The 26,596-nt window shown below is 45.3% G+C and carries 17 protein-coding genes; 11 read left to right on the top strand and 6 right to left on the bottom strand.

Annotated features, from left to right (window positions below; translation table 11 throughout):
- The first annotated feature begins 21 nt into the window (after nucleotides 1–21).
- Nucleotides 22–1,275, top strand: a complete 1,254-nt coding sequence (gene cruG, locus QH73_RS02615; RefSeq protein ID WP_039715115.1) for a 2'-O-glycosyltransferase CruG — start codon at nucleotides 22–24, stop codon at nucleotides 1,273–1,275.
- Here the strand turns inward: cruG and rnhA are convergent.
- Nucleotides 1,238–2,158 (bottom strand): ribonuclease HI, encoded by a 921-nt coding sequence (gene rnhA / locus QH73_RS02610; RefSeq protein ID WP_039715114.1) that lies wholly within the window; start codon nucleotides 2,156–2,158, stop codon nucleotides 1,238–1,240. The genes cruG and rnhA overlap by 38 nt on opposite strands.
- Before the next feature lie 252 nt (nucleotides 2,159–2,410).
- Here rnhA and QH73_RS02605 point away from each other — a divergent pair, with 252 nt between their 5' ends.
- Entirely contained in the window at nucleotides 2,411–3,040 is a 630-nt protein-coding gene (locus QH73_RS02605; protein ID WP_039715113.1) for a MarC family protein, read from the top strand.
- Between the two features lie 193 nt (nucleotides 3,041–3,233).
- The gene (locus QH73_RS02600) at nucleotides 3,234–3,563 is read left to right on the top strand and encodes a thioredoxin family protein (protein ID WP_039715112.1); all 330 of its coding nucleotides are present in this window, start codon (nucleotides 3,234–3,236) and stop codon (nucleotides 3,561–3,563) included.
- A gap of 51 nt (nucleotides 3,564–3,614) precedes the next feature.
- Here the strand turns inward: QH73_RS02600 and QH73_RS02595 are convergent, their stop codons facing one another.
- Entirely contained in the window at nucleotides 3,615–4,340 is a 726-nt protein-coding gene (locus QH73_RS02595) for a vWA domain-containing protein (protein WP_132866514.1), read from the bottom strand.
- Nucleotides 4,341–4,819: 479 nt separating this feature from the next.
- The gene (locus tag QH73_RS02590) at nucleotides 4,820–5,245 is read right to left on the bottom strand and encodes a CAAD domain-containing protein (RefSeq protein ID WP_039715111.1); all 426 of its coding nucleotides are present in this window, start codon (nucleotides 5,243–5,245) and stop codon (nucleotides 4,820–4,822) included.
- A 458-nt stretch (nucleotides 5,246–5,703) separates the two neighbouring features.
- Between QH73_RS02590 and pds the strand changes: the two genes are divergently transcribed.
- The 6 genes from pds (at nucleotide 5,704) to QH73_RS02560 (ending at nucleotide 14,580) form a co-directional block, all read left to right on the top strand.
- Nucleotides 5,704–7,146, top strand: coding sequence for a 15-cis-phytoene desaturase (pds, locus tag QH73_RS02585; RefSeq protein WP_039715110.1), 1,443 nt, complete (start codon nucleotides 5,704–5,706; stop codon nucleotides 7,144–7,146).
- Nucleotides 7,130–8,065, top strand: coding sequence for a 15-cis-phytoene synthase CrtB (gene crtB, locus QH73_RS02580; RefSeq protein ID WP_039715109.1), 936 nt, complete (start codon nucleotides 7,130–7,132; stop codon nucleotides 8,063–8,065). Before pds ends, crtB begins: the two co-directional genes overlap by 17 nt.
- 182 nt (nucleotides 8,066–8,247) lie before the next feature.
- Nucleotides 8,248–9,768 (top strand): 4-alpha-glucanotransferase, encoded by a 1,521-nt coding sequence (gene malQ, locus QH73_RS02575; RefSeq protein ID WP_039715108.1) that lies wholly within the window; start codon nucleotides 8,248–8,250, stop codon nucleotides 9,766–9,768.
- A gap of 292 nt (nucleotides 9,769–10,060) precedes the next feature.
- The gene (locus tag QH73_RS02570) at nucleotides 10,061–10,939 is read left to right on the top strand and encodes an alpha/beta fold hydrolase (RefSeq protein ID WP_039715107.1); all 879 of its coding nucleotides are present in this window, start codon (nucleotides 10,061–10,063) and stop codon (nucleotides 10,937–10,939) included.
- A gap of 230 nt (nucleotides 10,940–11,169) precedes the next feature.
- Complete coding sequence (gene polA, locus QH73_RS02565; RefSeq protein WP_039715106.1) at nucleotides 11,170–14,163, top strand: DNA polymerase I; 2,994 nt, start codon at nucleotides 11,170–11,172, stop codon at nucleotides 14,161–14,163.
- Between the two features lie 207 nt (nucleotides 14,164–14,370).
- Nucleotides 14,371–14,580, top strand: a complete 210-nt coding sequence (locus tag QH73_RS02560) for a hypothetical protein (protein WP_039715105.1) — start codon at nucleotides 14,371–14,373, stop codon at nucleotides 14,578–14,580.
- A 231-nt stretch (nucleotides 14,581–14,811) separates the two neighbouring features.
- Here the strand turns inward: QH73_RS02560 and QH73_RS02555 are convergent, their stop codons facing one another.
- A complete protein-coding gene (locus QH73_RS02555) occupies nucleotides 14,812–16,944 on the bottom strand; it encodes a CHASE2 domain-containing protein (protein WP_039715104.1) in 2,133 nt (710 codons plus the stop codon).
- Between the two features lie 277 nt (nucleotides 16,945–17,221).
- On the bottom strand, nucleotides 17,222–18,124 hold the full coding sequence (locus tag QH73_RS02550) for a DUF928 domain-containing protein (RefSeq protein ID WP_039715103.1): 903 nt from the start codon (nucleotides 18,122–18,124) through the stop codon (nucleotides 17,222–17,224).
- Nucleotides 18,125–18,520: 396 nt separating this feature from the next.
- Between QH73_RS02550 and QH73_RS02545 the strand changes: the two genes are divergently transcribed.
- Complete coding sequence (locus tag QH73_RS02545) at nucleotides 18,521–22,333, top strand: two-partner secretion domain-containing protein (protein WP_165587607.1); 3,813 nt, start codon at nucleotides 18,521–18,523, stop codon at nucleotides 22,331–22,333.
- Between the two features lie 41 nt (nucleotides 22,334–22,374).
- Here QH73_RS02545 and QH73_RS02540 read toward each other — a convergent pair whose 3' ends face one another.
- A complete protein-coding gene (locus tag QH73_RS02540; protein WP_039715101.1) occupies nucleotides 22,375–22,596 on the bottom strand; it encodes a hypothetical protein in 222 nt (73 codons plus the stop codon).
- A 262-nt stretch (nucleotides 22,597–22,858) separates the two neighbouring features.
- On the opposite strand from QH73_RS02540, the gene QH73_RS02535 reads away from it, so the two are divergent.
- Nucleotides 22,859–26,374 (top strand): two-partner secretion domain-containing protein, encoded by a 3,516-nt coding sequence (locus QH73_RS02535; RefSeq protein ID WP_132866509.1) that lies wholly within the window; start codon nucleotides 22,859–22,861, stop codon nucleotides 26,372–26,374.
- Nucleotides 26,375–26,596: the final 222 nt, after the last annotated feature.

Raw genomic sequence — 26,596 nt, 5'->3', positions numbered from 1 at the left:
ATCTGGAGAGCAATTTATCCTGTGGCTGACTGGTCGAACTTAATCAACGGAATATTTCTAGGTTTGTTGCTGCTGCAAGTACCAGCAGCGGCAATTTTACTATCACGCCTGCTGAAAGGTCCCAGTCGTCATCCTCCCTTGATACCCCGCACTCCTACCCCAGATATGCTTGGTAGCGTCAGTGTAGTCGTGCCAACGCTGAATGAAGCGGAACGGATTAGTCCCTGTTTGGCAGGATTAAGTCGGCAAAGTTACGAAGTCCGAGAAATTGCGATCGTCGATAGTAACTCTCAGGATGGGACGCGGGAATTAGTCAAAGCTGCCCAACAGCAAGACCCTCGGTTTCAACTCCTGACGGACGATCCCCTTCCGCCTAGCTGGGTGGGTAGACCTTGGGCTTTGCACAACGGCTTTTTGCAGACTTCAGAACGAAGCAAGTGGTTTTTGGGCGTAGATGCCGATACTCAACCCCAACCTGGTCTAGTTGCGAGTTTAGTCCAAACGGCTGAAACTGAGGGTTACGATCTGGTGTCACTCTCGCCTCAGTTCATTCTTAAATATCCTGGAGAAAGTTGGCTGCAACCAGCATTGTTAATGACGCTGTTATATCGCTTCGATTCTGCTGGTGTGGATGCTCAGGTAGCAGAACGAGTGATGGCGAACGGGCAATGTTTTTTATGCCGTCGTTCGGTATTGGCAGCTGTAGGCGGCTATACGAGTGCGAGAAATTCTTTTTGCGACGATGTCACCTTAGCCAGAAATATTGCTGCTAGCGGCTTCAAGGTAGGGTTTCTCGATGGAGCTAAGGTATTCAAAGTCCGCATGTATGAGGGAGCCAGGGAGACTTGGCAAGAGTGGGGGCGATCGCTCGATCTTAAAGATGCTTCCCCCGCCGCTCAACTCTGGTGCGATCTGTGGCTGCTGTTTTCGGTGCAAGCCCTGCCCTTATTAATTCTCTTTGCTTGTCTCTTATTTCCAAATCCTGTACGGGCAGGTTTAACGGAATTGTTTGTTCGTCCAGAGGGATCTCTGGTAAACCTGCCCCTACAAATCTCGGTTCCCGTGTTGGCAAATTTGGGATTAAATGCTTTCCTACTGGCGATCCGCTTCGCCCTCTTATTTGCGATCGCCCCTTCCTACGATCGCAGCCAAGCTAAGGGAGGTTGGTTATTTTGGCTGTCTCCCTTAGCCGATCCGCTAGCGGTGTTGAGAATTTTCCTCTCGGCGTTTCGCACTCCTACTCAGTGGCGTGGTCGGAGTTATCATCAGGATTAATTGCATCGGCGCGTTCTAATTCCCAAAGAATTTGGTTGCCTTCTCGTCTTACGCGAGAGACAATCCAATTGCGCCAACGCCATTCTTCACCTCGGCTGGTGACAGCGCTAGCGTGGACATCCATCAAATCTGCTAGTTCGGAACTGGTAATCAGATAGCCCTTAGTGGCAATTTCATCGGCGCTCCGCAGCGTTTCTAATAGGTTGCGGAGTTGAGCCACCCTGACTTCGCGGGGTAATTCTTCGTTGCTGATAGAGGAAGGAGTAGACGAATCGATCATAGAAGTGTTTGAGGCAAGGTGGCTATTTGTATTTGACTTGTCAATTATCAGATCGTTACTGGAAAAATCAGCTATTTCTGATACAGGGGTGAGAAAATTTGGAGCGTCAGTAGGTTTAGAGTTGGAGGCGGATTGCTGCTGCAAGTGAGGTGGTTTACCACTAGCGAAAGCACGGGCGATCGCGTCACAGCGCTCGTTGCCAATAATACCAGCATGACCGCGAACGTGTCGCCACTCTATAGATGGATGATTGAGTCGATCTAGCGTTTCCCACAGATCTTGGTTGAGGACGGGTTTGCCTTGGGCAGTTTTCCAGCCTTTCTTTTTCCATCCTTTGACCCATTTGGTGACACCATTGATTAAGTATTCGCTGTCTGTATGGATGGTAACGGCAGATGGATGGCTGAATTCTGCAATAAGTTGGAGGGCTGCGATCGCAGCTTGCATTTCCATCCGGTTGTTAGTTGTTTGAGCAGCACTACCACCGATTTCGTGTAGCGAACCATCAGTAAAATAGACAACAGCAGCCCAGCCACCGGGACCAGGATTGCCCGTACAGGCTCCATCTGTATAAACGCTTTGGATGTTAGCAGATATCGGCATGGATGAGAAAGCGAACCATGAAAATGCAAAGGAAAGCGACTTATTACGTTAGCACAATAAAATTACTTGTGTAGTAACGCTGGGCGAGTCAAACTAGGCAAGGGTGGGGTAGTTACGATTATTCTATGAGCGTAAGGCAATAGATTTTCTTAATTTCTGTGTGAGAGCGATCGCATTTTTTGGAGTTGTTAAATGGGAGAAAAGTTCTCATAAGAGAGAATAAAAAATAACGATTTTTATCCTAAATCAACCGTGTCTTCCCTCATTATTAGAACATTTTTAACTTTATTTGTCGTGATCGACCCCATCGGCTTAGCGCCTATTTTCGTCACTTTAGCCGGAAATCGTTCTTCTCAAGAGCAAATCAAGATCGCCCAAAAAGCAGTTTTAGTCGCTGGCGGAATTGTATTAGCTTTTGCTTTAGTAGGTTCTCTATTACTGAGTTACTTACACATCAGTATTGAAGCTTTTCAGGTTGCAGCTGGGGTATTACTATTTAAAATTGCGGTAGACATGGTGTTTGCTCAACGGGAACGCGAGACAGAAGCAGAAGAAAAAGAGGCACAGCTCAGACAAGATATTAGCGTTTTTCCCCTAGCGATTCCGTTGATTGCTGGTCCTGGTACATTGGCTAGCGTACTGATTTTGGTGAATGAGGCTAGCACCTATACTCTCGGTTTAATTGTTGTATTAGCGATCGCCGCAGTTGTACTGTTAACTGCCTACATTTTTCTCTGTCTGTCGCCCCGTTTAGCAAGAATTTTGGGACAAACGGGAGTGAATGTCGTCACGCGGGTTTTGGGAGTCTTACTAGCTGCTTTAGCCGTACAGTATATTGCTAACGGGATTACTGTTTTACTTAAAAGTGCTTTGAAGGTTTAGGGTGTGGGGTGAAAGAAGTTTTTTCCCAACTATGGAATTAGTAAGCCGAATCTATCTTATGGGCGATGATTTATTAGAGACGATCGCTATCATGTAGACGGAGCAAAATAATGTTACGTTTTGCGATCGGCGATCGCGAGTTTGTGTTTTACGCCACCAATTTCAAGTTAGAAATGCGGAGCAGAAGCTATTTATGATACTCGAACAAGAAATAAAATTAGAAGAGCTGATTTCTAGCTCAGAATTACCAGTTTTAGCTGTATTTTCTGCTCCTGGCTGCGGTCCCTCTCGATTGCTAGATGCTGTTTTAGCAGATGCAATCTCTCATTTACCGCAAAAGCCGCAAATTGTTAGAATTGACAGCGAACAAAATTCAGCTTTGTCCGATCGATATCAAGTTCATGCATTGCCTACGTTATTAATTTTTAAAAACGGGCAGTTAATAGGCAGAATTGAAGAAGAGAGGATAGAAGATTTACTGCCAGCAGCGCACCTACTGCAACGTTTACAGGCAATATTATGAGTAGAGGCACGAAAACATGCCTCTACTCATTACGGCAAACTCTTAGAAACACTATGCTCCAGTCCAAGTCACTGGAGGTAAAGGCAATTGTTCATCCATCTGAGCTGACTGAGAAACTTGTTGCATACTTGCCGAGAGCCAAACAAACAACTCTTTAAAGTTTAGCCCTTTGAGTTTGAGGGGATCGCGCACGGAAATTTGACTGAGGCGACTCATATCAGCCGCTTCTACACCAACAGCAAAGAAGGCTACGTGCTTGTTTGCTTCATCATCTCGAATCCTTTGGGTAGCTTGCTCGATCAATTCCTCGGCTTCTCCTTGAGGTTCACCATCGGTGATCAAAAATAGCCACGGACGGTAGTAGGAAACTCCATGTTCGCGGTACAACGCTTTACGAATCTGAAGCATATCCAATCCCCGCAAAATTGCTTCGCCCATGTGCGTTAAGCCTTTCGCTTTTAGCACTGGTGGTTGAAAATCGTCAGCCGTGACAAAATCTTGGACAATTTCAACATCGCTATTAAACGTGACGATCGCTACTTCGACTCGCTTTTTTGCTAAGCTATCGCGATCGAGTTCTTGTTGAAAAGTTCGTAAGCCTTCATTCAAAGCATCCAGTGGTTCCCCTTTCATAGAACCAGAAGTATCGAGCAGCAAAATGCAAGGACAACGGGGTTCGGGATTTTCAGCAAACTCAACTGCATCTTCTAAAATCGATGGTGTCGTACCATTACCAGCGGATTTGGACAATAGCGATCGCGGATTCCAAACTTTCATGAAGCACCTCCAACTTTTTGCCTGCAAAACTACGTTCGGAAGATAAACTGTGTATTTTGTGTATTATTTCGTGCTACGGTGACACGAACTGAAAAGCGATCGCTTCATACAATTCATACAACAAAAGTATTTGCTAATGCATCCTGAAACAACGACCGCCCAATATTGAGTATATTTTATGACTCAATTAAGCTTAATAAATTGCTATTGAAGACTTCAAGCCAAGGAGTAGCGATTTCGGAAACAAAGCTAAATTGATTTTGTTGCTGAATTATGGGTAAGAAGTAAGAGGTATGTTTTCACCATAGTTTCAGCAGAGTCTGTCTTAACTGCTACAAAAGTCTAAAGCCTGCAAACAAAATACTGTGCTTGCAGGCTTGAACCGAGTGAATTCGGGGATTTTTAAGGCTAATGTAGTTAAAGATAACTCAATTGCCTTAGATCTAAATGCGTTAGCAAAGCCGATCGAAGTTATCGCGCTATTTCTCTAGTTCACCCAAAAACCCTTGCCATTTTTGCGCTAATTCTTGCCGCGTGGAAGGTTTGAGCAAGTAGCGGCTGACAAACCAAGCTGAGTAGCCAATCCCAATCAGCTGAAAAGTCGGCTCCAACAGAGGAACGTCATTCAACGCATCCATGACTGCCAGTACAACGCGCAGAGAGACAATTGCACCCACAATGATCAGAATGCTGATAATTGCCTGTCTGTATCTATTAAAGAAATCTTTTAAGATCCCAAACATGTTGGATAAAAATGTCAAGACTTGGGATACAATCCACTCGCCTTTCTTAATAGATTGGGTAGTAGGTGAAAACTGAGATTCTGATGACACAGTGCTTAATGCAGTTGATTCCTCTGGGGAAGTGGGATTTGAATTTTCGATTTGCTGCATTTGGGCTTCCATAGTTAAATTTTGTGAATGTAGCTTGAAAAAATTGCGGCTTTCAGTCGTCAGACACCTTCAATATTATCCCATTCAGTCTAGCAGTCATCTATCGATTGAGTTACGACCAAATACTAACTCCAAAGCAATACTAGGTCGACTACAAAATCATTTTGAATTTAAGCGTTACATCTCATCAAAATTTAAGATTCCATTTTCAGTTGTCAGTGGCTAGTGACTAGTGGCTGGTGGCTAGAGATTAAGAATCTTGTCACGCACCACGCACCACGACGCAGCTAAAAGGCGCGAAGAACGCGGCTCCAATGCGCGGGGAACCCGCGCTTCCGCCCGCTTCGCTTCGCCGCTCGCTGCTTCACCCCACGCACCACGCACCACTAAAAAAATAACTACCAAATGTAACGGAATGCAAAGTATAATGAGACCGAGTAAATGCTGAAACTTAAGGGCAATAACAGTTGATGCGAGTAGCGATCGCTGGGGCAGGACTCGCAGGGCTTTCCTGCGCTAAATATCTGACTGATGTGGGTTATACCCCCATCGTCCTAGAAAGCAGAGATGTACTAGGTGGATTAGTCGCAGCATGGCAAGACGCAGATGGCGACTGGTATGAAACGGGGCTGCACGTCTTTTTTGGGGCATATCCCAACATGTTGCAGCTGTTAAAAGAATTAGGGATTGAAGATCGCTTGCAGTGGAAAAAACACACGATGATCTTCAATCAACCGGAAAAGCCAGGGACTTACAGTCGCTTTGATTTTCCTAACTTGCCAGCTCCCTTCAATGGAATCGCCGCAATTCTGCGGAATAACGACATGCTAACCTGGGGGGAAAAAATTCAACTGGCGAAGGGACTAGTCCCAGCGATGCTGCGGGGACAAAAGTATGTCGAGCAAACCGACAAGTATACCTTTTCTGAATGGTTGAAGCTTCAAGGTGTGAGCGAAGACGTGCAGCAAGACATCTTTATTGCCGCTTCTAAGTCACTCAATTTCATCAATCCTGATGAAATCTCAGCTACCGTGCTTCTGACGGCGCTCAGCCGCTTTTTACAGCAAAAAGATGGCTCGAAAATGGCATTTTTAGACGGTTCTCCGCCAGAGCGCCTGTGTCAGCCGATGGTAGATTACATTACTAAACGCGGCGGTGAAGTGCGGTTGAATGCGCCTCTCAAGGAAATATTACTGAACCCTGATGGTACGGTAAAGGGATTTGCCATCAGAGGCTTGAACGGTGCAGCAGACTACGTAGAAACAGCAGATTTATACGTCAGTGCCACATCTGTAGACGTGCTGAAAAAATTACTTCCAACTCCTTGGAAACAAACAGAGTATTTCCAGCAGTTAAATGGGTTAGAAGGCGTACCCGTGATTAACATTCAGTTGTGGTTCGATCGCAAATTGACAGACATAGACCAGCTATTATTTTCGCGATCGCCACTGTTAAGCGTATATGCCGACATGAGCAATACTTGTCGCGAATATGCCGATCCCGACCGCTCGATGCTGGAATTAGTCTTGGCTCCGGCTCAAGATTGGATTAACAAATCCGACGAAGAGATTTTACAGGTAACTCTAACAGAGCTAGAAAAACTGTTTCCGCAACACTTTGGCGGCGATAATCCCGCTGGGTTGCGAAAATATCATGTCGTAAAAACACCTCGCTCCGTGTACACAGCAACACCAGGACGACAACAATATCGTCCCAGTCAGGCATCGCCAATTAGCAATTTTTACTTATCTGGTAGTTACACCATGCAACCTTATCTAGGTAGTATGGAAGGTGCTGTACTTTCTGGTAAGCTGACAGCGCAGGCAATTGCTAGAGCTGCTAGCGAAGTGAATTCCCAAACCAGTACGCCCACGCTCAATACTCAGCCTGCAACAAATGCTGCAACTGCCTGATTCCCCCTCGTGCATGAAAAAGCTCGCCTCTGTGGAGGATTCCTACGAACTGTGTCGCCAAATCACGGCAAAGTATGCCAAGACATTCTATCCTGGCACGCTACTGATGAAAGAGGCAAAGCGCCGACGAGCTATGTGGGCAATTTATGCCTGGTGTCGCCGCACTGATGAATTAGTTGATGGTCCGGCTGCTGCCATTACCACTCTAGAAACTTTAGATCGGTGGGAGCAGCATCTAGAATCGGTGTTTGCGGGTCATCCACTGGAAGACTACGACGTAGCGTTGGTTGATGCTTTGCGGAACTTCCCACTAGAGATTCAGCCGTTTCGAGATATGATTGCCGGACAGCGCATGGATCTGTGCTGGAGCCGCTATAAAACTTTTGAAGAGTTGCATCTGTACTGTTATCGCGTTGCTGGAACGGTGGGTTTGATGTCTACAGCAGTCATGGGTGTAGATACGACAAGAGACACGGCAGCTTGGAATCAGGACAAAGAACCGTATATTCCTACAGATGAAGCGATCGCCTTAGGAATTGCGAGTCAACTGACTAATATTCTCAGAGATGTCGGGGAAGATGCACGACGTGGCAGAATTTACATCCCCTTAGAAGATTTAGCCAAATTTAACTACACCGAGCAAGATCTCTTCAATGGAGTGGTTGACGATCGCTGGCGAGAACTCGTGCGCTTTCAAATCCGTAGGACACGCGAGATTTATGCTAGAGCAGAAAAGGGAATCAGCTATCTAGCTCCTAGCGCCCGTTTGCCTGTATGGTCAGCCTCGATCCTTTACAGTCAAATTTTGGATCGAATCGAACGCAACCAATACGATGTGTTTCGGCAAAGGGCGTATGTTCCTAATTTGCAAAAGCTCTGTTCCCTACCAACAGCGTTGCTACGGGCGCAAGTACTTTAACTAGGGAGTAGGGAGTAGGGAGTAGGGAGTAGAGGACAAAGAAGCAATTCTTCTAGTCACTAGTCACTAGCCACCAACCACTAGTCACTGATAACTGTAAATCTTAACCAGAGATAGGGATAAAACCTCGCTATGGCGTGGTAGATTTTTGGCTGTTGCCTGCTGTTACCACTCGATAATCTATGCCGACTTTTCCCAGAGCCGCTGGAATTTTGCTGCATCCGACTTCCCTGCCTGGTCGCTTTGGTATTGGCGATCTCGGTTTAGCTGCTTACCGTTTGATCGATTTTTTAAGCAATAGTTACCAGCAACTCTGGCAGGTCTTACCTTTGGGACCTACGGGCTACGGTAATTCTCCTTATATGTGCTATTCGGCAATGGCGGGAAATCCGTTGTTAATTAGCCCAGAACAATTGCAAGAAAATGGATTGCTCAGCGAAGCAGATTTTGCCAATTTACCTGAGTTCGAGGGCGATCGCGTAGAATACGATCGCGCGATTGAAATTAAAATTCCTTTATTACGTAAAGCCTGCGAGAATTTTCGCAATAACGCCTCAGAGTTACAGCAGCAAGAATTTGCTGGTTTTTGTAGAGCCAAAGCCTACTGGCTAGATGACTACGCCCTGTTTATGGCGCTCAAAGATGCCTTAGAGGGTAAGAGTTGGTACGATTGGGAACCAGAAATCGCCCGTCGTCAACCGGAAGCAATGGAAAAATGGCGACAGCAGTTAGATGGCGAAATTTTTTATCAAAAATTCATTCAGTTTGAATTCTTCCAACAGTGGTCAAAACTGAAACGCTATGCCAACATGCATGGCATTCAAATCATTGGCGATATTCCCATCTACGTAGCGCATGACAGTGCTGATGTCTGGGCAAATCCCGAAATCTTCTGTCTGGATGAGGAGACAGGCGCGGCGGCGCTGATGGCGGGAGTTCCCCCCGATTATTTCAGTGTCACGGGGCAGTTATGGGGCAATCCCGTATACAACTGGGAGGCATTGCAGCAACAACACTTCAAATGGTGGGTGCAACGATTTGAGGCAATGTTGGATTACGTCGATATCATCCGCATCGACCACTTTAGAGGTTTTGAGTCGTACTGGGCAGTTAAAGAAGGCGAAACTACCGCAATTAACGGTGAGTGGATTGAAGCGCCAGGGGTAGAATTATTTGAAGCGATCGCCCAGCAGTTAGGTAAGTTACCCGTCTTAGCTGAAGATTTAGGAATTATTACTCCAGAGGTGGAAGCATTACGCGATCGGTTTGAATTTCCAGGCATGAAAATTTTACAATTTGCCTATGGTTCCGATGCTGCAAATCCTTACTTGCCTTTCAATTACCCCCGCAACTGCGTAGTCTACACCGGAACTCACGATAACGATACGAGTGTAGGATGGTTTAACACCGCATCCGACTACGAAAAACAGAGACTTTTACTTTACATGGGATGTATTAGTCCTGACGGCATTCATTGGGATTTGATTCGCTTAGCGTTTAGTACTACGGCAAATCAAGCCATCATTCCCTTACAGGATATTTTAGGCTTGGGGAGCGAAGCGAGAATGAACGTCCCCAGTCAAGCTGAAGGTAACTGGGCTTGGCGCTATCAACCCGAGGTGTTAACGCAAGAATTAAGCGATCGCCTGAAGCTTTATACCGAACTGTACGGACGCGCCCCGCAGGTGACGCATGGGGGATAGAGACAGTTATCAGTTATCAGTTATCAGTTATCAGTGACCAGTTCTCAGTGACCAGTTAATTCTTACTTCCGATTACCGATTAACCCTGTGTGCGGTTTCATTAAATAGCCCCCGATTTGGCGGGAGTTGGGGGATCGGAAGACTACGCCACTGACCGAAAGATCCCCCCTAGCCCCCCTTAAAAAGGGGGAACATTATAGAAAGTTGCACATCGCGGATTACCAATTACCGATTACCAATTACCAATTACCACTCTTCACTGACAACTGTTAACTGTTAACTGATAACTGAAATGTTTCCTTTGTTTCTGCCATCTCAAGTGCAGTTGTTGCAGCAGCCTGAATCAATTGCTTTAGCTAAGAGAATCGAACGAAGCGCGATCGCAACTCCATTACATTCTGGAGCGATCGCGACGAGTTTTGTCCGTCAAGGTGAGGGGAATACACCCCTCCTATTGCTGCATGGTTTTGATAGTTCGGTGTTGGAGTTTCGCCGTCTCATCCCACTTTTAGCAGTACAAAACGAAACTTGGGCTGTCGATCTGTTAGGTTTTGGTTTTAGCGATCGTTCACGTGAAATCAACTACAATCCAGAAACGATTAAAACTCATCTTTATTACTTTTGGAAAACACTGATTGACAAACCAGTTATCTTAGTAGGTGCTTCGATGGGTGGGGCGACGGCGATCGATTTTGCCCTGACTTATCCTCAAGCTGTAAAACACTTGGTATTAATTAATAGTGTAGGTTTTAGCGGCGATTTTCCCTTGGGTCAGTTTTTATTTTTTCCGCTCGATTATTTTGCTGTAGAATTTTGGCGACAGCGGAAATTACAAGCATTGAATTTGGGTGTTAGTTTGGGAAATTTGACTCCATTTGAAATCGATGCAATTCGCTGTGCTTTATTACATACGGAAATGCCTAGTTGGTCGGAAGCAATGGTAAGTTTTACGAAAAGCGGCGGTTATGGAGAAATTGCAAATAAAATTGCCAAAGTCGATAAGCCAACTACAATTTTGTGGGGAGATAGAGACGAAACGTTAGGAGTGGCTGATGCGATGAAATTTCAACAGGCGATCGCGCATTCGCAATTAATTTGGTTGAAAAATTGCGGTCACGTTCCTCAAGTAGAACAACCGGAAATTATTGCTAATTATATTGGATGTATTTGATGGCTCGTAACATTTGTAAGGGCGGGTTTTCCAAATATCTCTACACTTAGCACAGATAATCTGGATAAACCCGCCCCTACAATACTTGGCATGGATAATCTCGATAAACCCGCCCCTACAATCTGACACCGATAACAACCGTCAGGGCGGGTTTTTCAAAAATCTCTGCATTTAGGATAAATCATCTCGATAAACCCGCCCCTACAATCTAACATCGCTAAAATAGGTTTATGACTCCAGCTGCATCCGATTCTACCCCTCCTAACAGTACCGCACCACAGCACCCTACATTTATCCTAGTAGATGGGCATTCTTTAGCTTTCCGTTCTTATTTTGCCTTTGCTAAGGGACGAGATGGTGGACTGCGGACGAAAACGGGTATTCCAACGAGTGTTTGTTTTGGCTTCTTGAAATCATTGCTAGAAGTGATGGCTACTCAGAAGCCAGAAGCAATGGCGATCGCCTTCGATCTGGGTTTACCGACATTTCGCCACGAAGCCGATGACACCTACAAAGCAGATCGTCCAGGGACACCAGAAGATTTCGTCCCCGATCTGAAGAATTTGCATGAATTACTCGCAGGACTTGCGGTCGAGGTCTTGACCGCGCCTGGGTTTGAAGCGGATGATATATTAGGGACTCTGGCTTTACGGGCGAGTGAAGCCGGGTATCAGGTAAAGATTTTGACAGGCGATCGCGATTTATTTCAACTTGTCGATCCCGAAAAAGCAATTAGCGTCTTGTATCTCAGTACGGCTTTTATTCAGCGCAATAACACTGGTACGGCTGAATTTAGTGTAGAACAAGTACGAGAGAAAATGGGTGTTTTACCATCACAAGTTGTTGATTTTAAAGCTTTGTGCGGGGATACATCTGATAACATTCCCGGTGTGAGGGGAATCGGGGAAAAAACTGCGGTACAACTCCTCAGTACTTATAACAATTTAGATAATATTTACGCTTCGATCGATCAAATTAAAGGTGCTACTAAAAAGAAGTTAGAAGAAGGTAAAGAAGCAGCTTATCACTCCCGTCACTTAGCGCAAATTGTCTTAGATGTCCCGCTAGAAGTTGAGTTGGAAAACTGCAAACTCAAAGGATTCGATCGCACCATCCTCGAACCCATTTTAGAAAAGTTAGAATTTAGAACTTTCTTGGGAAAAGTCAACCAACTTCAGCAGCAATTTGGCGGCGAAGTGGAAGAAAAGTCAAAAGTTAAAAGTCAAAAGTCAAAAGTCGAAACAGACGATTCTCCCGACTCCCGCATCCAAGAACCAGAATACGAAAGCGAAGAACTTTGGTTTTTCAGTGCAGAAGATACGGAGGTGGCGCAGCAACAATCGCAGTCGCCAATTCAACCACAAATTATCGATACTCCTGCTAAATTGACAGAATTAGTTAAGAGGTTGCAAAAATATACTGATGCAACTAATCCTGTGGCTTGGGATACAGAAACGACAGATCTAGAACCACGGGATGCAGAATTAGTTGGAATTGGCTGCTGTTGGGGAAATGCATTAGATGACATGGCATATATCCCAGTCAGTCATCGAGATGGTAAGAATTTAGATAAGGCAACAGTTTTAGAACAACTACGTCCAATTTTAGAGAGCGATCGCTATCCGAAAGCTTTACAAAATGCTAAATTCGATCGCTTAGTTCTGCGTTGTCAAGGAATTCAACTAGCTGGAGTTGTTTTCGATCCGTTGTTAGCAAGTTATGTCTTGAATCCAGATTCAGATGTGACACGCAATTTAGGCGTACTTGCCGATCGCTATTTAAAATTAGATACTGTCAGTTATTCAGAATTAGTTCCTAAAGGTCAGACTATTGCTGATATTGATATTTCTAGTGTCGCCGATTACTGTGGCATGGACGTTTATGTCACGTATCAATTAGTGGCGAAATTACGAGCAGAACTCAATAAAATTCCGATGATGCACAAGCTGTTACTGGAGGTAGAACAACCTTTAGAACCAGTGTTGGCAGAAATGGAATACACGGGAATTAGAATTGATAGTAATTATCTGCATGAATTTTCTAAACAACTCGAAGTAGATTTAGCTCGATTAGAAGAAAAAGTCTATGCTGTAGCTGGTGAGAAATTTAATTTAGGTTCTCCTAAAAAACTCAGCGAACTCTTATTCGACAAGTTGCAATTAGATCGGAGAAAGTCACGTAAAATTCAAACTGGTTATTCAACTGACGCAGCAACGCTAGAAAAATTACAAGGAGATCATCCAGTTGTAGACGCAATTTTAGAATATCGCACTTTGGCAAAGCTAAAATCTACTTATGTCGATGCTTTGCCAGCTTTGGTACGTCCAGATACTCACCGAGTCCATACAGATTTCAATCAAACTGCTACATCGACAGGGCGATTGTCTTCTTCTAATCCCAACTTACAAAATATCCCAATTCGGACGGCGTTCAGTCGGCAAATTCGCAAAGCTTTTCTACCTGAATCAGGTTGGTTAATGGTAGCAGCAGATTATTCTCAAATTGAATTGAGAATTTTAGCGCATTTGACACAGGAACCTGTGTTAGTTTCGGCTTACCAAAATAACGAAGACATTCATACAGTCACGGCGAAATTGTTGTTTGAACAAGAGACTGTCACCTCAGAACAGCGCCGTTTAGGTAAAATTATTAATTTCGGTGTGATTTACGGTATGGGTGCGCAGAGATTTGCGCGAGAAACAGGCATGAAAGCCACAGAGGGTAAGATATTTATTGAGAAATTTAACCAAACATATCCGAAAGTATTCGCCTACTTACAAGGGATTCAAAAAGATGCAATTTCCAAAGAGTATGTAGAGACAATTTTAGGACGCAGGCGCTACTTTAATTTTACCAGCGATCGCCTGCGAAAATTATTAAATGCAAAACCAGAAGAAATCGATTTAGATAGTATTAAAGGACTATCCGCTTACGATGCTGGATTGTTACGGGCGGCTGCTAATGCCCCAATTCAGGGTTCTAGTGCAGATATCATTAAAATTGCGATGGTAAGGTTGCATGAATTATTACACAACTATCAGGCACGTTTATTACTACAAGTACACGACGAATTAGTATTTGAAATTCCTCCTAATGAATGGGAAGAACTGCAACCGCAAATTAAAACCACAATGGAAACAGCCTTAGAACGTACAGATGTTGATTTTAGCGTTCCTTTAGTTGTTGATGTCCGCGCCGGACAAAATTGGATGGAAACGAAATAATCAGTTGTCAGTTGTCAGTTATCAGTTATCAGCAAGTCAGGAGTTAGAAGAATATAAGTACAATCTCTTCTACGCACCATGCCGCAGCTTTATTGACTTACCACCAAACGTGCTAGAAAGATGTGTTCATCTGTGTTCAAAAAAAAATCATTGACTACTAACACTAGATTGTCATAAACTCAAATATATGCAATAACCGGAGGAGTTATGAATCTTTCGGAAAAGAATGAGTTTTTAAATCGATTAGACAAGTTCGACTATTTGAGCGAACTAGAAGAGACAGATCTAAATGCGATCGTTGGTGGTGTAGGAAGTGCTACACCAGAGTTAACATACGTATCGCCTGCTTATGCAGATGAATTGACACGGCTAGCAGCAGCGTTAGATGTAGATATCAAAACGCTACTATTGCAGTAAAACTATTGTCGATACATCGCGTTTTTCGGATAGATAAATTGCTTAACGAAGATCTCCCCTAGCCCCCCAGAAGGCGGGAACAATGCCCCTTTTTAAGGAGTGAAGGATCGGATTACCTGAGAGAACAATGCCCCCTTTTTAAGGGGGTTGGGGGATCGTACGATCTGAATCGCATGAAATATATACTGCACGATCGCAAAAGTTTTGACTTTTAACTTTTAACTTTTGACTTTAATATATACAAACGCTTTCCAAAGCTCTCAAAACTGCGGTTGCTGATTGAAATCTATTGCTGGGATAATAACGCACCATTTTATTTAAAATAGCCGCTAGCGTGTCATTAATTGCGGGGACGTGGTTTCGCCAGATCACTTCATGGGTTGTGGGATCTTCTTCTAATTCTGTTGGAGGAATTCCTGTGACAGCCTGAATGCCAATTGTACCGAGGGCGTAAATGTCACTGCTAAAGACAGGTTTACCAAAAAACTGTTCTGGTGCAGCATATCCCATCGTACCGATCGCCACAGTGTATTTTTCCTGCGCCATCGTGATTTGAGTTTGCAATTGTTTGACTGAGCCGAAATCAACTAAAACTAAGCTGTTATCCGATCGTCTTCTAATAATGTTACTGGGTTTAATATCTCGATGAATGACGCTGCGGTGATGAATAAAATCGAGGACGAGTAGAATATCTTTTAAGAGGGCTACAACTTCAGTTTCAGATAAGCGTTTACCTGGAACCAATTCTTCACTCAAAGGATGTCCTTGGATGAATTCTTCTACTAAATAGAATTGTCGATCTTGCTCGAAGTAAGCTAGCAATTGAGGAATGCGATCGAAGCTTCCCAATGTTTCTAAAGCTTCTGCTTCAGATTGAAACAAGCGCCGCGCCAATTGCATATATCTCTCATCCGTGGATGGAATCAACTGCTTAACGACGCAATAGGGTTTACCTGGACGTTGAGTATCTTCGGCAAGAAAAGTATGACCGAACCCACCCGCACCAATATTGCGCACGATTTGATATCGTTCCTTTAATATGGTTCGAGTTGCTTGAGTGCCTGCGGCTGTGGTGAGTGATGAGAAAGAGCCTTCTGGCGCAGAATTATTATTTTTTGCTCCACTTGGACGCGCTTTGAAGTAGGCTTGATAAGCCACGATCGCCCCACTTGTTCCCACTAAACCAAGTGCTGGAGGAACGAGGGGAATCCAGCCTTTTTGGAGAAACAAGACGAAACAAATACTACCCAATCCTAATAAAGCACTTGCCCCAATGACTCCCAGCAGCCAGGAGGGACGCACGTACCAAGCGATCGCCCCACCTAATAAAGACCACACCCAGATCCAGAGAATTTCTGTCGTTTCCGACCAATACCAAAATAGCGATCGCCCATCTAATACCGTACTCAGCAGTTGGCTTAAAATCTGCGCGTGGACGAGTACGCCCGCCATTTTTCCTTTCGTTTCCGGCTGCTGGCTGAGGTCGTAAGGTGTATAAAAATAATCTTTGATCTCCGTGGCAGTCACGCCAACTAGAACGATTTTATCTTCCACCCAGGAGGAGTTAATGGAATCGGAAAGAACGTCACTGAGCGAGACCTGTCGAGCAACGGCAGTAGGAGAGCGATAATTGATTAAAACTTGATATCCTCTCGCATCAACATTTTGATAACCACTGCTGTTATTGGCGATCGCGGGAAAAGTTGCTGTACCGATCTTTAAATTCTTATCTGGAGTTAGTTGCGCTCGAACACCCTGTCGGCTGAGGTATTTCAGCGCTAGTTGCAAGCTAAAGGAGGTCGTAGCAGGACACTTAGAGGTTTTTTCTGGGGTCATGAACAGCAAACCCCGCCGTACTACCCCATCTCGGTCTAAGACTAAATCGCTAAATCCCAAACGAGTTTTAGGAACTACTGTCGGTGGTGCGACTCCCAAACCCTTATCGTCTCCTACTTTACACACCGCAATAATGTTATCGTTTACCTGCAAGCGCGTGGTCAGTTCGACATTCCCTGGTTCTACGGGTAAATCGCGATAAATATCTAAGCCGACGATCCGAGGGCGATATTGTTTGAGTTTTTGTAAAAGCTGGTCTATAGTGCGATCGGACGCGGGCCAGCGATCCAGTGCTTGAATATCGTCTTGCGTGACGGCAACCACCAGCAAGCGCGGATCGGCACCTTCATCAGGTTGCAGTTGAACGAAGCGATCGAAATAGTTTAGCTCCAGTCCTTCTAGTCGTCCTAAGTGACGCACGCCAATAACTAAGCCACAGACGGCTGCGCTAGCAACTAATATGGGTGGGATCGCCTCTGTAATTTTACGTAGACGACTCAATTGAGAAGCTTTGGATAATAAGCGCATATTTATATTGATTTATCATATCTTGCATTATGACTGTTGTTGGTCATTGGTCATTGGTAGTTGGTAGTTGGTAGTTGGTAGTTGGTCATTAGTCACTACTCCCTCAACTCTCTTCCCCCTGTTCCCCGTTCCCTGCTCCCTGCTCCCTGCTCCCTGCTCCCTGATAACTGACCATTAGCAAGAATTCCCTAAGCACGTCCATAATTATCGTAATCATGGGGTGCTTTAGGGACAAGGGGCATAATTGCTTTGTTCGATCGAGTGAGTTGAACGAATCTTAATTCAGCAATACAATTGGAGCCTGAGCCACTGCACCCAATCCCACAGATTTGAGTAAATCCGACCATTCTCGCGATACGGTTGAATTATTGGGTGTCGATTGACGGCTTGCCACCATTGCCGCTACTGTATCGTACCAAATGCCATTTGCCGCATATAAAGAGACGCGATCGCTCGGTTTGGCTTTTTGAATTTCGCTTTGCAGAATCGGATCGGCTTCAACTCGTTGAATCCAGCCGTCTACAACTACGTCTGCCGAACGGTCTTTTGGATCGCAAATCATGGAGAAATACCATTGATAGTTTTTCCCCGTCTCTAGAGATGGCGCACCTGACATTTTCGCCATGTTGATGCTGACAATCCCTGGTGTTTTTGGCGAAGCAACAATAGATTTGTGCAGGATCTTTTGTTTATCGTTGAGTACGACTAATTCTAGTTGTTCGGCTTTATTTGCAGGCACGTAGAACGATAAGGTAGGTTGGGCGGCGATCGTCGTTCCCGTATTAGTATTTGGAACTAAAGCTGTGAGTGCTTGTTTGCCACTAAAACAGCCCCGCGTTGCACCACCAACTCGGTTTCCTGGTGCGCCCCACTCCGGGGGTACGAAGGAAATTGTAGCTTCGCCGCGCTGCGAAAGATAGCTACTGATGTTGTTAATTGCTCTGGTAGCGTAGGGGTTTCCTTGCCGGAGGTTGAGAGCCTTGCGAAAATTGACTAGAGCTGTTTCATAGTCTCGTTGAGCAGTGGCAAGATAGCCTTGTCGCATGAAGTTATCGTAATCGGACTGGGCATTTTGGACTGCTTTAGCGGGTGCAGCCTGCGTCGTTGTAGGGACTACAGGGGCAAAACAACCAATTGCCAAGATCGGGATTACGTACTTCAGCCACGGTTTAATCTTCATTGCAGTTCTCCGTAGACAGATATTTTTTATACCGATTAGCTTTTCTGGATAGAAATTCAACTAAGCCAGAGAGTAGCAAACGACGCGATCGCACTTCAATTAGGGAAAAATTAAGTTAAGTATTTTTATAATACGGCTTTCCCTCTATCGAAAGTTCGGTTCGTTCATTTATTGTAAATACTACAAATTAGTCTGGATTTTTTCCTGAAGATGGTGTAAATAAAGGGCAAATGTGATGAATCGCACATTTTTGTCCTGGTTGTATGGGGAAGTAGCGCGATCGCAATTTCTCCAGATTTTAGGGCTTTATTTTATTACGGTGAATATTTTATAGTTATTGGTGGTTTGGCATCTGTCATCGGTATTAACTTAAATATTTATATAGCAGAGATGTATTTGCAAATATCTTCAGTTGCTGGGCGCTGGTGCGCGCGGCTAGGGTTGTTTGGTGCGATAACTTCGTTAAGCTTCGCTAACGTATTTGGAAGTGCTGTTGTATTTGGGAGTCCTGCGCTGGCTCAAGTTGTTCCAGACAATACTGTTGGTTCTGCTGTCAGTGGTATCAGTGGCGGTGAGCAGACAATTACTGGTGGAACTAGGCAGGGTGGTAATTTATTCCACAGTTTCGATCGGTTTTCGGTTCCGACCAACGGAGCAGCTATTTTTAGCAATGATTTAGATATTCAAAATATTCTTAGTAGGGTTACAGGTGGCTCTGTATCTGATATTGATGGTTTGATTAGAGCCAACGGAGCAGCTAATTTATTTTTGCTCAATCCCAACGGGATTATTTTCGGTCCGAATGCCAGATTGGATGTTGGTGGTTCGTTTATTGCGACGACAGCAAGCAGTATCAACTTTGCTGATGGAACGCAGTTTAGTGCTACACCAGGTACAGGTGCGCCGTTACTCACCGTCAGCGTTCCCTTGGGTTTACAGTTTGGTGCTGGTGCAGGGGAGATTGTCAATCGTTCTCGATCTGCTGACAGCAACGATTTTGTTGTAGGTTTGCAGGTACAACCAGGAAAAACCCTGGGGTTGATTGGCGGAAGCATAAATCTGGAAGGCGGTTGGTTAACTGCTAGAGGCGGACGAATCGAATTAGGCGCAGTAGCCGCCCCAGGAGTGGTAGGAATTAACCCCGATCCCAGTGGTTTTCGCTTCAGCTTTCCTACAGACCTCACTTTAGGAGACATATCGCTGACCAATGACTCAATAGTTAATGTCAGTGCTGGAGGTGGTGGTCATATTTCAGTTAATACCCGTAACTTAAATTTATTTGGAGGTAGCGAACTAGTTGCTGGCATTGGCGAAAATCAAGAAGTGGTTGGGGCTGTAGCAGGAGATATAGACGTTAATGCTCAAGGCACAATCGCAATTGGCGGACGAAGCCAGCGAGGGTTTTCTAGTGGGGTCTTCAACAATGTAGACGAGGGTGGCACAGGCAAAGGTGGCAATATTGACATTAATACTGGTTCTTTATCCTTAACTGATAGTGGTGTGATTTCTGCCAGCGTCTTTGGCACTGGTAATGCAGGCAATGTTAATATAACTGCTGCGGATAGCGTCTCCTTAGATAGCAGTACAATTTTCAGCCGTGTTAGGGAAAACGCTACTGGTAACGGTGGTAATGTCGCTATTAAGGCGCGATCGGTAGAATTAACTAATGGAGCGAGACTTACAACTTCCACCCTTGGACAAGGTAATGCAGGTAGCATAGACGTGCGGGCGCAAGATACTGTCTCCTTAAATAACAGCTTTCTCCTCAGTAATGTAGGCAGCTCCCAGGGAAATCCAGCGAAGGGAAATGTTGGCACTATCCGCATCAAAGCTAAAACTGTGCTCTTAAACGAGGGAACGCAGATAGCAGCTGGTTTTTTTGCCAACGGACAAGGAAACTCAGGAATTGTCTCTATCGAAGCGGATGACTCGATTTCTTTTTCGGCAAGTGAAATTTTGACGAATACAGATTTTAATGCGGTAGGTAATAGTAGCGACATCCTCATTTCAGCACCAACAGTTTCTTTCACCAATGGCTCTCTGCTAAAAACTAGTAATGCCGGACAGGGAAACGCAGGTAACATAACTATTACAGCACAATCACTTTCTTTATCAGACAGCGAGCTTGTGAGCAATATAGGAAGTCTGGAGAGACAACCAGCGAAGGGAGATGTTGGCAATATCCGCATCAAAGCTAAAACCGTGTCCTTAAACGAGGGAACGCAGATAGAAGCTGGTTTTTTTGCCAACGGACAAGGAAACTCAGGAATTGTCTCTATCGAAGCAGATGACTCGATTTCTTTTTCGGCAAGTGCGATTTTGACGAATACAGATTTTAATGCAGTAGGTAATAGTAGCGACATCCAAATCTCCGCACCAACAGTTTCTTTCACCAATGGCTCTCTGCTAAAAACCAGTAATGCCGGACAGGGAAATGCGGGCAACATAACTATTACAGCACAATCACTTTCTTTATCAGACAGCGAGCTTGTGAGCAATATAGGAAGTCTGGAGAGACAACCAGCAAAGGGAGATGTTGGCAATATCCGCATCAAAGCTAAAACCGTGTCCTTAAACGAGGGAACGCAGATAGAAGCTGGTTTTTTTGCCAATGGACAAGGCAACTCAGGAGTTGTTTCTATCGAAGCGGATGACTCGATTTCTTTTTCGGCAAGTGCGATTTTGACGAATACAGATTTTAATGCAGTAGGTAATAGTAGCGACATCCAAATCTCAGCACCAACAGTTTCTTTCACCAATGGCTCGCTACTGGAGACTAGTAATGCCGGACGGGGAAATGCAGGTAACGTAACTATTACTGCTAGCGATCGTATTACTTTTGACGGAAGTAGTGTATTTAGTAGCTTGGAAGTAGGAGGCACAGGTCGAGGTGGAGACATCACGCTCAAAGCGCGCTCGATCTCATTAGAGAATAATACTTCATTGACTGCTGGCACTTTTGGAGAAGGAGATGCTGGAAACGTCTTCTTGCAAGCAGATAATTTTATTTTGCTCTCAAGTAGTTATATTTTTAGCTCTGTGTCGCCTGAAGCAGAAGGCAATGGCGGTACGATTGACATCAAAGCAGGATCGCTCTCTCTCACTGATGGTGCTCAAATTATTGCTGCTATCGAGGGACATGAGAATAAACTGTCAGGTGGACGTGGCAATGGTGGCAAGGTAATTATTGACGTGCGCGATGCTTTCAGTGCTAGTGGTAGCAGCGGAGTTTTCACTACAGTTCAAACTGGGGCAGTGGGTAACGGCGGTACAATTGACATTAAAGCCCGATCTTTCTCTCTTAGCAATAATAGTCGATTGAATGCCAGTAACTTTGGAACAGGAGATGCAGGGAACATCATTGTAAACGTTCGCACCCTTAATCTCGATAACGGTGGTATCCTCGCCAGCTCTGAATCAGGTGACGGTGGGGATATCCGATTGCAAGCAAGTAAAAGTGTGAGGTTACGCAAAGGTAGTTATATCACAACCGAAGCAGGAAGCGAGGGACAAGGTGGAAATGGTGGCAACATTACAATTGACTCTCCCTTGGTTATTGCTGGTCAAGGAGAGCAAGAGGGTAATAACGATATTTTTGCTAATGCTTTTAATGGCAAAGGCGGTACGATCGAAATTAATGCTCAAAGCATTTTTGGACTAAACCGAATTGACGGTGAAACACTTCAATCTCGGTTAGGCACTGATACACCCACAGCAGAGGACTTTCTCAACTTCTTAAATAACTCATCTAGTAATGATGTAGCAGCAATTTCCCTCACAAATCCTTCCTTCAGTGGTACTGTCAGCTTTAATACTGCCGATATCGACCCCAGCCGCGATATTGTGGAACTACCAACAGGATTGGTCGATGCCTCCTCTTTAGTCGCAGCAGGATGCCCATCTGGAGCCGAAAACCGCTTCACCGTCGCCGGACGCGGCGGCTTACCCCCTGCACCAGCAGATAAACTCAGTCCTGATGCCCTCCTCACCGATTGGGCAACTCTGCAAACACCAGAAACTCAAAACCGTGCCGCAGTAGAAACAACTACCCCAGTAGCAACTAATACTACACCTACTCCACCCGTAGAAACCATAACTGAAGCCACATCCTGGCAATACGATCGCAACGGCGCGATAATTCTTACTAGCGGCGATACCACATCATCAAGTCATTTAAAGACAACACCGACTTCCTGCCCTAGTTCATAGCTCAAAGCTGAAGATGTAGATTGATGGGTTAAGAGTAAATCTCACCACGTTTCATCGGCAAGACCATCAGCAACAGTCACTTCCCAATCAAAATCAATCTCTTGGTTTGCTTTGCGGTAAGCTGCTTCTAACTCCTGCTGCAACAACTGCAAGGCTGTTTCAATTACCTGAGAGTGGGATTTATGCTGATGTGTATTCTTGTAAGTCTCAATAAATCTCACCAAAGATGAGGAGAGAGAGACGGAAATTTTTTCTGTAGCCACTTGGGATCGCTAATGAATACTTTTCTATCCTACAGACTGTAGGGGCGCACAGCTGTGCGCCCCTACCAGTGTCATATATGCGATCGCGAATTGCTTTAGATAGAAATAATGCGATCGCTTCGTTCAACTTCGCTACACCCTTGCAAGCATTCTTAATCACAGATAGATGACTTTTCTGGCAATATCTCTTTAGGCAGTGTAGCCTTGGACACTAAGTTAGTTGTCTAAAAAGATACAAGCGGAACGAGCAGGAAGAGGAGAAATGACGCGAATATTTTGGTGTGAGGCACTCAGGCTAGGATTAGTTGGTGTAGTGGTAGGAAGCGCGATCGCTAGTGGGAGTCTTACGCTAGCTCAAGTTCCACCGGATAGCCCAATTAGACCTGATAATACTCTAGGCGTAGATAATTCTATAGTCAACTCCAGCCCAGATGGTATAGATACAATTTCTGGTGGAGCCACGCGGGGAAGTAATTTATTTCATAGCTTCGAGCAATTTTCCATCCCCAATGGACGGGCAGCTTTATTTGACAACGGAGCAAATATTCAAAATATCCTCACCAGAGTTACGGGTAGCTCCAGATCTGAGATTGACGGCATTTTAGCAGCAAGAGGTACGGCGAATTTATTCCTACTCAATCCCAACGGGATTATTTTCGGTCAAAACGCCAGACTCATAGTCGGTGGTTCCTTCATTGCCACGACAGCTAACAGTATCGACTTTGCTGATGGAACGCAGTTTAGCGCTACCCCAGATACAGGTGCGCCGCTACTCACCGTCAGCGTTCCCTTGGGTTTGCAATTTGGCACGAATCCAGGGAATATCGTCAATCGTGCTAGTACTTTCGGTTTACAGGTACAGCCTGGGAGAACGATAGGGCTAATTGGTGGGAATATCAGCTTAGAAGGCGGAGACATAACTGCTGCGGGTGGACGTGTAGAATTAGGTGCAGTCGCCGCTCCAGGTGTGGTAGGAATTAATCCCGATCCCAGTGGTTTCCGCTTCAGCTTTCCTACAGATTTAACCCTATCAGACATATCGCTCACAAACGCAGCCAATGTGAGAACGGTTGCCAGCAATGGTGGTAGCATTAGCGTCAATGCTCGAAACTTCAGTATTTCAGATAGAAGTAGCTTGGTGGTTGGAATATTTCAAGGGACAGTTGACTCTCAAGCAGGAAATATAGAAATTAATGCTAGAGATACAGTCACCGTGGACGGCACGAGTTCCTCAACTTCTAGTAGCGGTATCCAAAACTCAACATTCGGTTCGGGAAATGCTGGTAATATTTCGATCGCCACAGGTTCTTTAAATATTATCGGTAATGCCCAAGTTGGTTCGCTCACTAACGGACAAGGTAACGCTGGTAGGGTTGATATCCAAGCCCGAGATCGAGTATCCATTACCGGAGTTAGTGGTGGATTATTGAGTGTTGTAGCACCATCGGGGATTGGCAACGGTGCAGACATTCGCCTCCGTGCAGGCTCGCTGTCCCTCTCTAACGGTTCGCTAATCGCCACTTCCACTCTTGGTAGAGGTAATGCAGGTAATATTCAAATTGACACCACAGGAAGTATTTCTGTGAGTGGCGGCTCAGTGTTGCAGGCTGCTTCCTACAGTCAGGGAAATGCTGGTAACGTCACAATTACGGCTGGCGATCGCATTTCTTTTGATGGAGGTGCAGTAGCGAGCATTTTAGCTCTACCATCAGACATACCGAGCAATTCTACTTTTTTAGGCGAGATTCCACAGATACAAAGCGATCGCTTGGGTGGAAATATTCGCCTCAATGGGCGATCGCTGTCGTTAACAAATGGAACGCAAATAGCGACTTCAACCAGGGAAAAAGGTAATGCTGGCAATATAGAAGTCAATACCACCGAGGGAATTTCTGCCAGCGGCGGTTCGATATTGCAAGCCATTTCTACTAGTGGGGGTAGTGCAGGTGATATTACAATTACGGCTGGCGATCGCGTTTCATTTGACGGAGTAGGCTCTAATGGTTTGCCTAGCTCAGTCTTAAGCGTGTTGGATCGAACATCCGAACCGGAAAGCGGACGTAGAGGTGGCGATATTAAGCTCAAAGCGCGATCGCTCTCTTTGACTAATGGCGCTCAATTCACGACTAGTACCTCGGGGCAGGGCAATGCAGGTAATGTAGAGATCGATGTGAGCGATGCTGTCGATTTGGTTGGCATTAGTGAGATCGATCGCAACTTCAGAAGTGGCATTTTTAGCACCGTAGAAGCGACTGGCAAAGGCAAGGGGGGTGACATTAACTTGAGTGCTGGATCGCTATCCATAAATGATGGCGCTCAAGTCAATGCTAATTCTGGGGGTGAAGGAGACGCTGGTAACATTACAGTCAATGTAGCAAATAACACTAATCTCGATGGTACAGGTCCACTGGTTGGCGGCGGGATCTTCAGCAATTTGGAAGGAGGCGTAGGCAAAGGTGGCAATGTCAGCCTCACGACAGGCTCTTTATCGTTAAAAGACGGAGCCAATATCTCTGCTAGCACCTTTAGCCAAGGAGATGCTGGCAGCGTCACGCTCGATGTCCGCGATCTCCTCTCCATTGATGGAACGAGTAATAGAGGATTTAGTAGCGGGGTTTTCAGCGCCGTTCAACCGCAAGCTGTAGGCAATGGTGGTAACGTCAATGTAGCAGCTGGCTCCATATCTTTGACTAATGGTGGGATAATCTCTGCTAGCTCCCTCGGTCAAGGCAACGCTGGCAACGTCACGATTGATGCCCGCGATGCTATTGTTTTGGATGGTGTAGGAACCAATAACCTTCCCAGTAGCGTTTTCAGTAGTATTTCAGGAACTTCAGAGTTAAGAGGCGATCGCCAAGGTGGAGATATTCGCCTTCGGGGGCGATCGCTCTCTTTAACTAATGGCGCTCAATTGAATAGCAGCAGCCTCGTCGGACAGGGTAGTGCAGGCAATATCGATGTAGATGTGCGATCGCTCAACCTCGATCGAGGTAACATCTTTGCCATCACCACTTCAGGCGATGGCGGTAACATTCAACTACGAGCTAACAAAGGAATACGACTGCGTAATAACAGTCAAATATCAACCACAGCAGGGACGAACCGACAACCTGGTAATGGGGGTAATATCACAATTAATACTCCCCTCATCATTGCCAACTCTGATGGCAATAACGATATCACTGCAAATGCATTCAGTGGCAATGGTGGTAGGGTCGATATTACAGCCGATAGTATCGTTGGCTTCACGCCACTCTCGCGTCAAGAACTCCAGGCTTTGTTGGGAACTGACGATCCGACACAGTTAGATCCTAGCCGCCTACCCAGTAACGACATTACCGCAATCTCTCAAACTAATCCTTCTCTGAGCGGTACTGTCACCTTTAACGCTGCTGATATCGATCCCAGTCGAGACATTGTGGAACTACCTACGGGATTGGTCGATGCCTCCACGTTAGTCGCAGCCGGGTGTCCTTCGGGAGTAGAGAATCGCTTCACCGTCGCCGGACGTGGCGGGTTACCCCCCGCACCAGGGGATAAACTCAGTCCTGATGCTCTCCTCACCGATTGGGCAACTCTGCAAACGCCGGAAACTCAAAACCGTGCCGCAGTAGAGTCAAGTATCCCAGAGGTAACGCAGACTGCAACAACTCCTGTAGAACCCATTCAGGAAGCCACATCTTGGCAATTCGATCTCGATGGCAAGGTGATCCTGACGACTGCACCCTCAGCTACCACTCGCGGATACAGTTCACCTACCTCATGCCAAGGTTCGTGAAATTCACAATCTAAAATTTGTCATTGAAAATTTACGGCTAAATATTCATGACTAGTTAATGCTGGTTTTGAGCCGTAAATGGTACGATTCCCCCTAGTCCTCCAGTTGTACATAGAAATCGTCCGTGAGGATCGGTAGGAAAAGGATGCAAAACATATCTGTAGGGGCGCACAATTTTTAGGGGCGTACAGCTGTGCGCCCCTACAGATCGTCGTTATCGCG

This window comes from Scytonema millei VB511283, from assembly GCF_000817735.3.
Taxonomy (GTDB): Bacteria; Cyanobacteriota; Cyanobacteriia; order Cyanobacteriales; family Chroococcidiopsidaceae; genus Chroococcidiopsis; species Chroococcidiopsis millei_B.
The sequence above is the reverse complement of the archived record's forward strand: the minus strand, read 5'-3'. Positions and strand labels throughout refer to the sequence as shown.

Coding starts and splice junctions, on each gene's coding strand:
- QH73_RS02595 (WP_132866514.1), bottom strand. CDS start 4,340: ATGAAAGTTTGGAATCCGCGATCGCTATTGTCCAAATCCGCTGGTAAT.
- QH73_RS02535 (WP_132866509.1), top strand. CDS start 22,859: ATGACGCGAATATTTTGGTGTGAGGCACTCAGGCTAGGATTAGTTGGT.
- QH73_RS02590 (WP_039715111.1), bottom strand. CDS start 5,245: ATGGAAGCCCAAATGCAGCAAATCGAAAATTCAAATCCCACTTCCCCA.
- crtB (WP_039715109.1), top strand. CDS start 7,130: ATGCTGCAACTGCCTGATTCCCCCTCGTGCATGAAAAAGCTCGCCTCT.
- QH73_RS02570 (WP_039715107.1), top strand. CDS start 10,061: ATGTTTCCTTTGTTTCTGCCATCTCAAGTGCAGTTGTTGCAGCAGCCT.
- QH73_RS02600 (WP_039715112.1), top strand. CDS start 3,234: ATGATACTCGAACAAGAAATAAAATTAGAAGAGCTGATTTCTAGCTCA.
- malQ (WP_039715108.1), top strand. CDS start 8,248: ATGCCGACTTTTCCCAGAGCCGCTGGAATTTTGCTGCATCCGACTTCC.
- polA (WP_039715106.1), top strand. CDS start 11,170: ATGACTCCAGCTGCATCCGATTCTACCCCTCCTAACAGTACCGCACCA.
- rnhA (WP_039715114.1), bottom strand. CDS start 2,158: ATGCCGATATCTGCTAACATCCAAAGCGTTTATACAGATGGAGCCTGT.
- QH73_RS02550 (WP_039715103.1), bottom strand. CDS start 18,124: ATGAAGATTAAACCGTGGCTGAAGTACGTAATCCCGATCTTGGCAATT.
- QH73_RS02555 (WP_039715104.1), bottom strand. CDS start 16,944: ATGCGCTTATTATCCAAAGCTTCTCAATTGAGTCGTCTACGTAAAATT.
- QH73_RS02560 (WP_039715105.1), top strand. CDS start 14,371: ATGAATCTTTCGGAAAAGAATGAGTTTTTAAATCGATTAGACAAGTTC.
- pds (WP_039715110.1), top strand. CDS start 5,704: ATGCGAGTAGCGATCGCTGGGGCAGGACTCGCAGGGCTTTCCTGCGCT.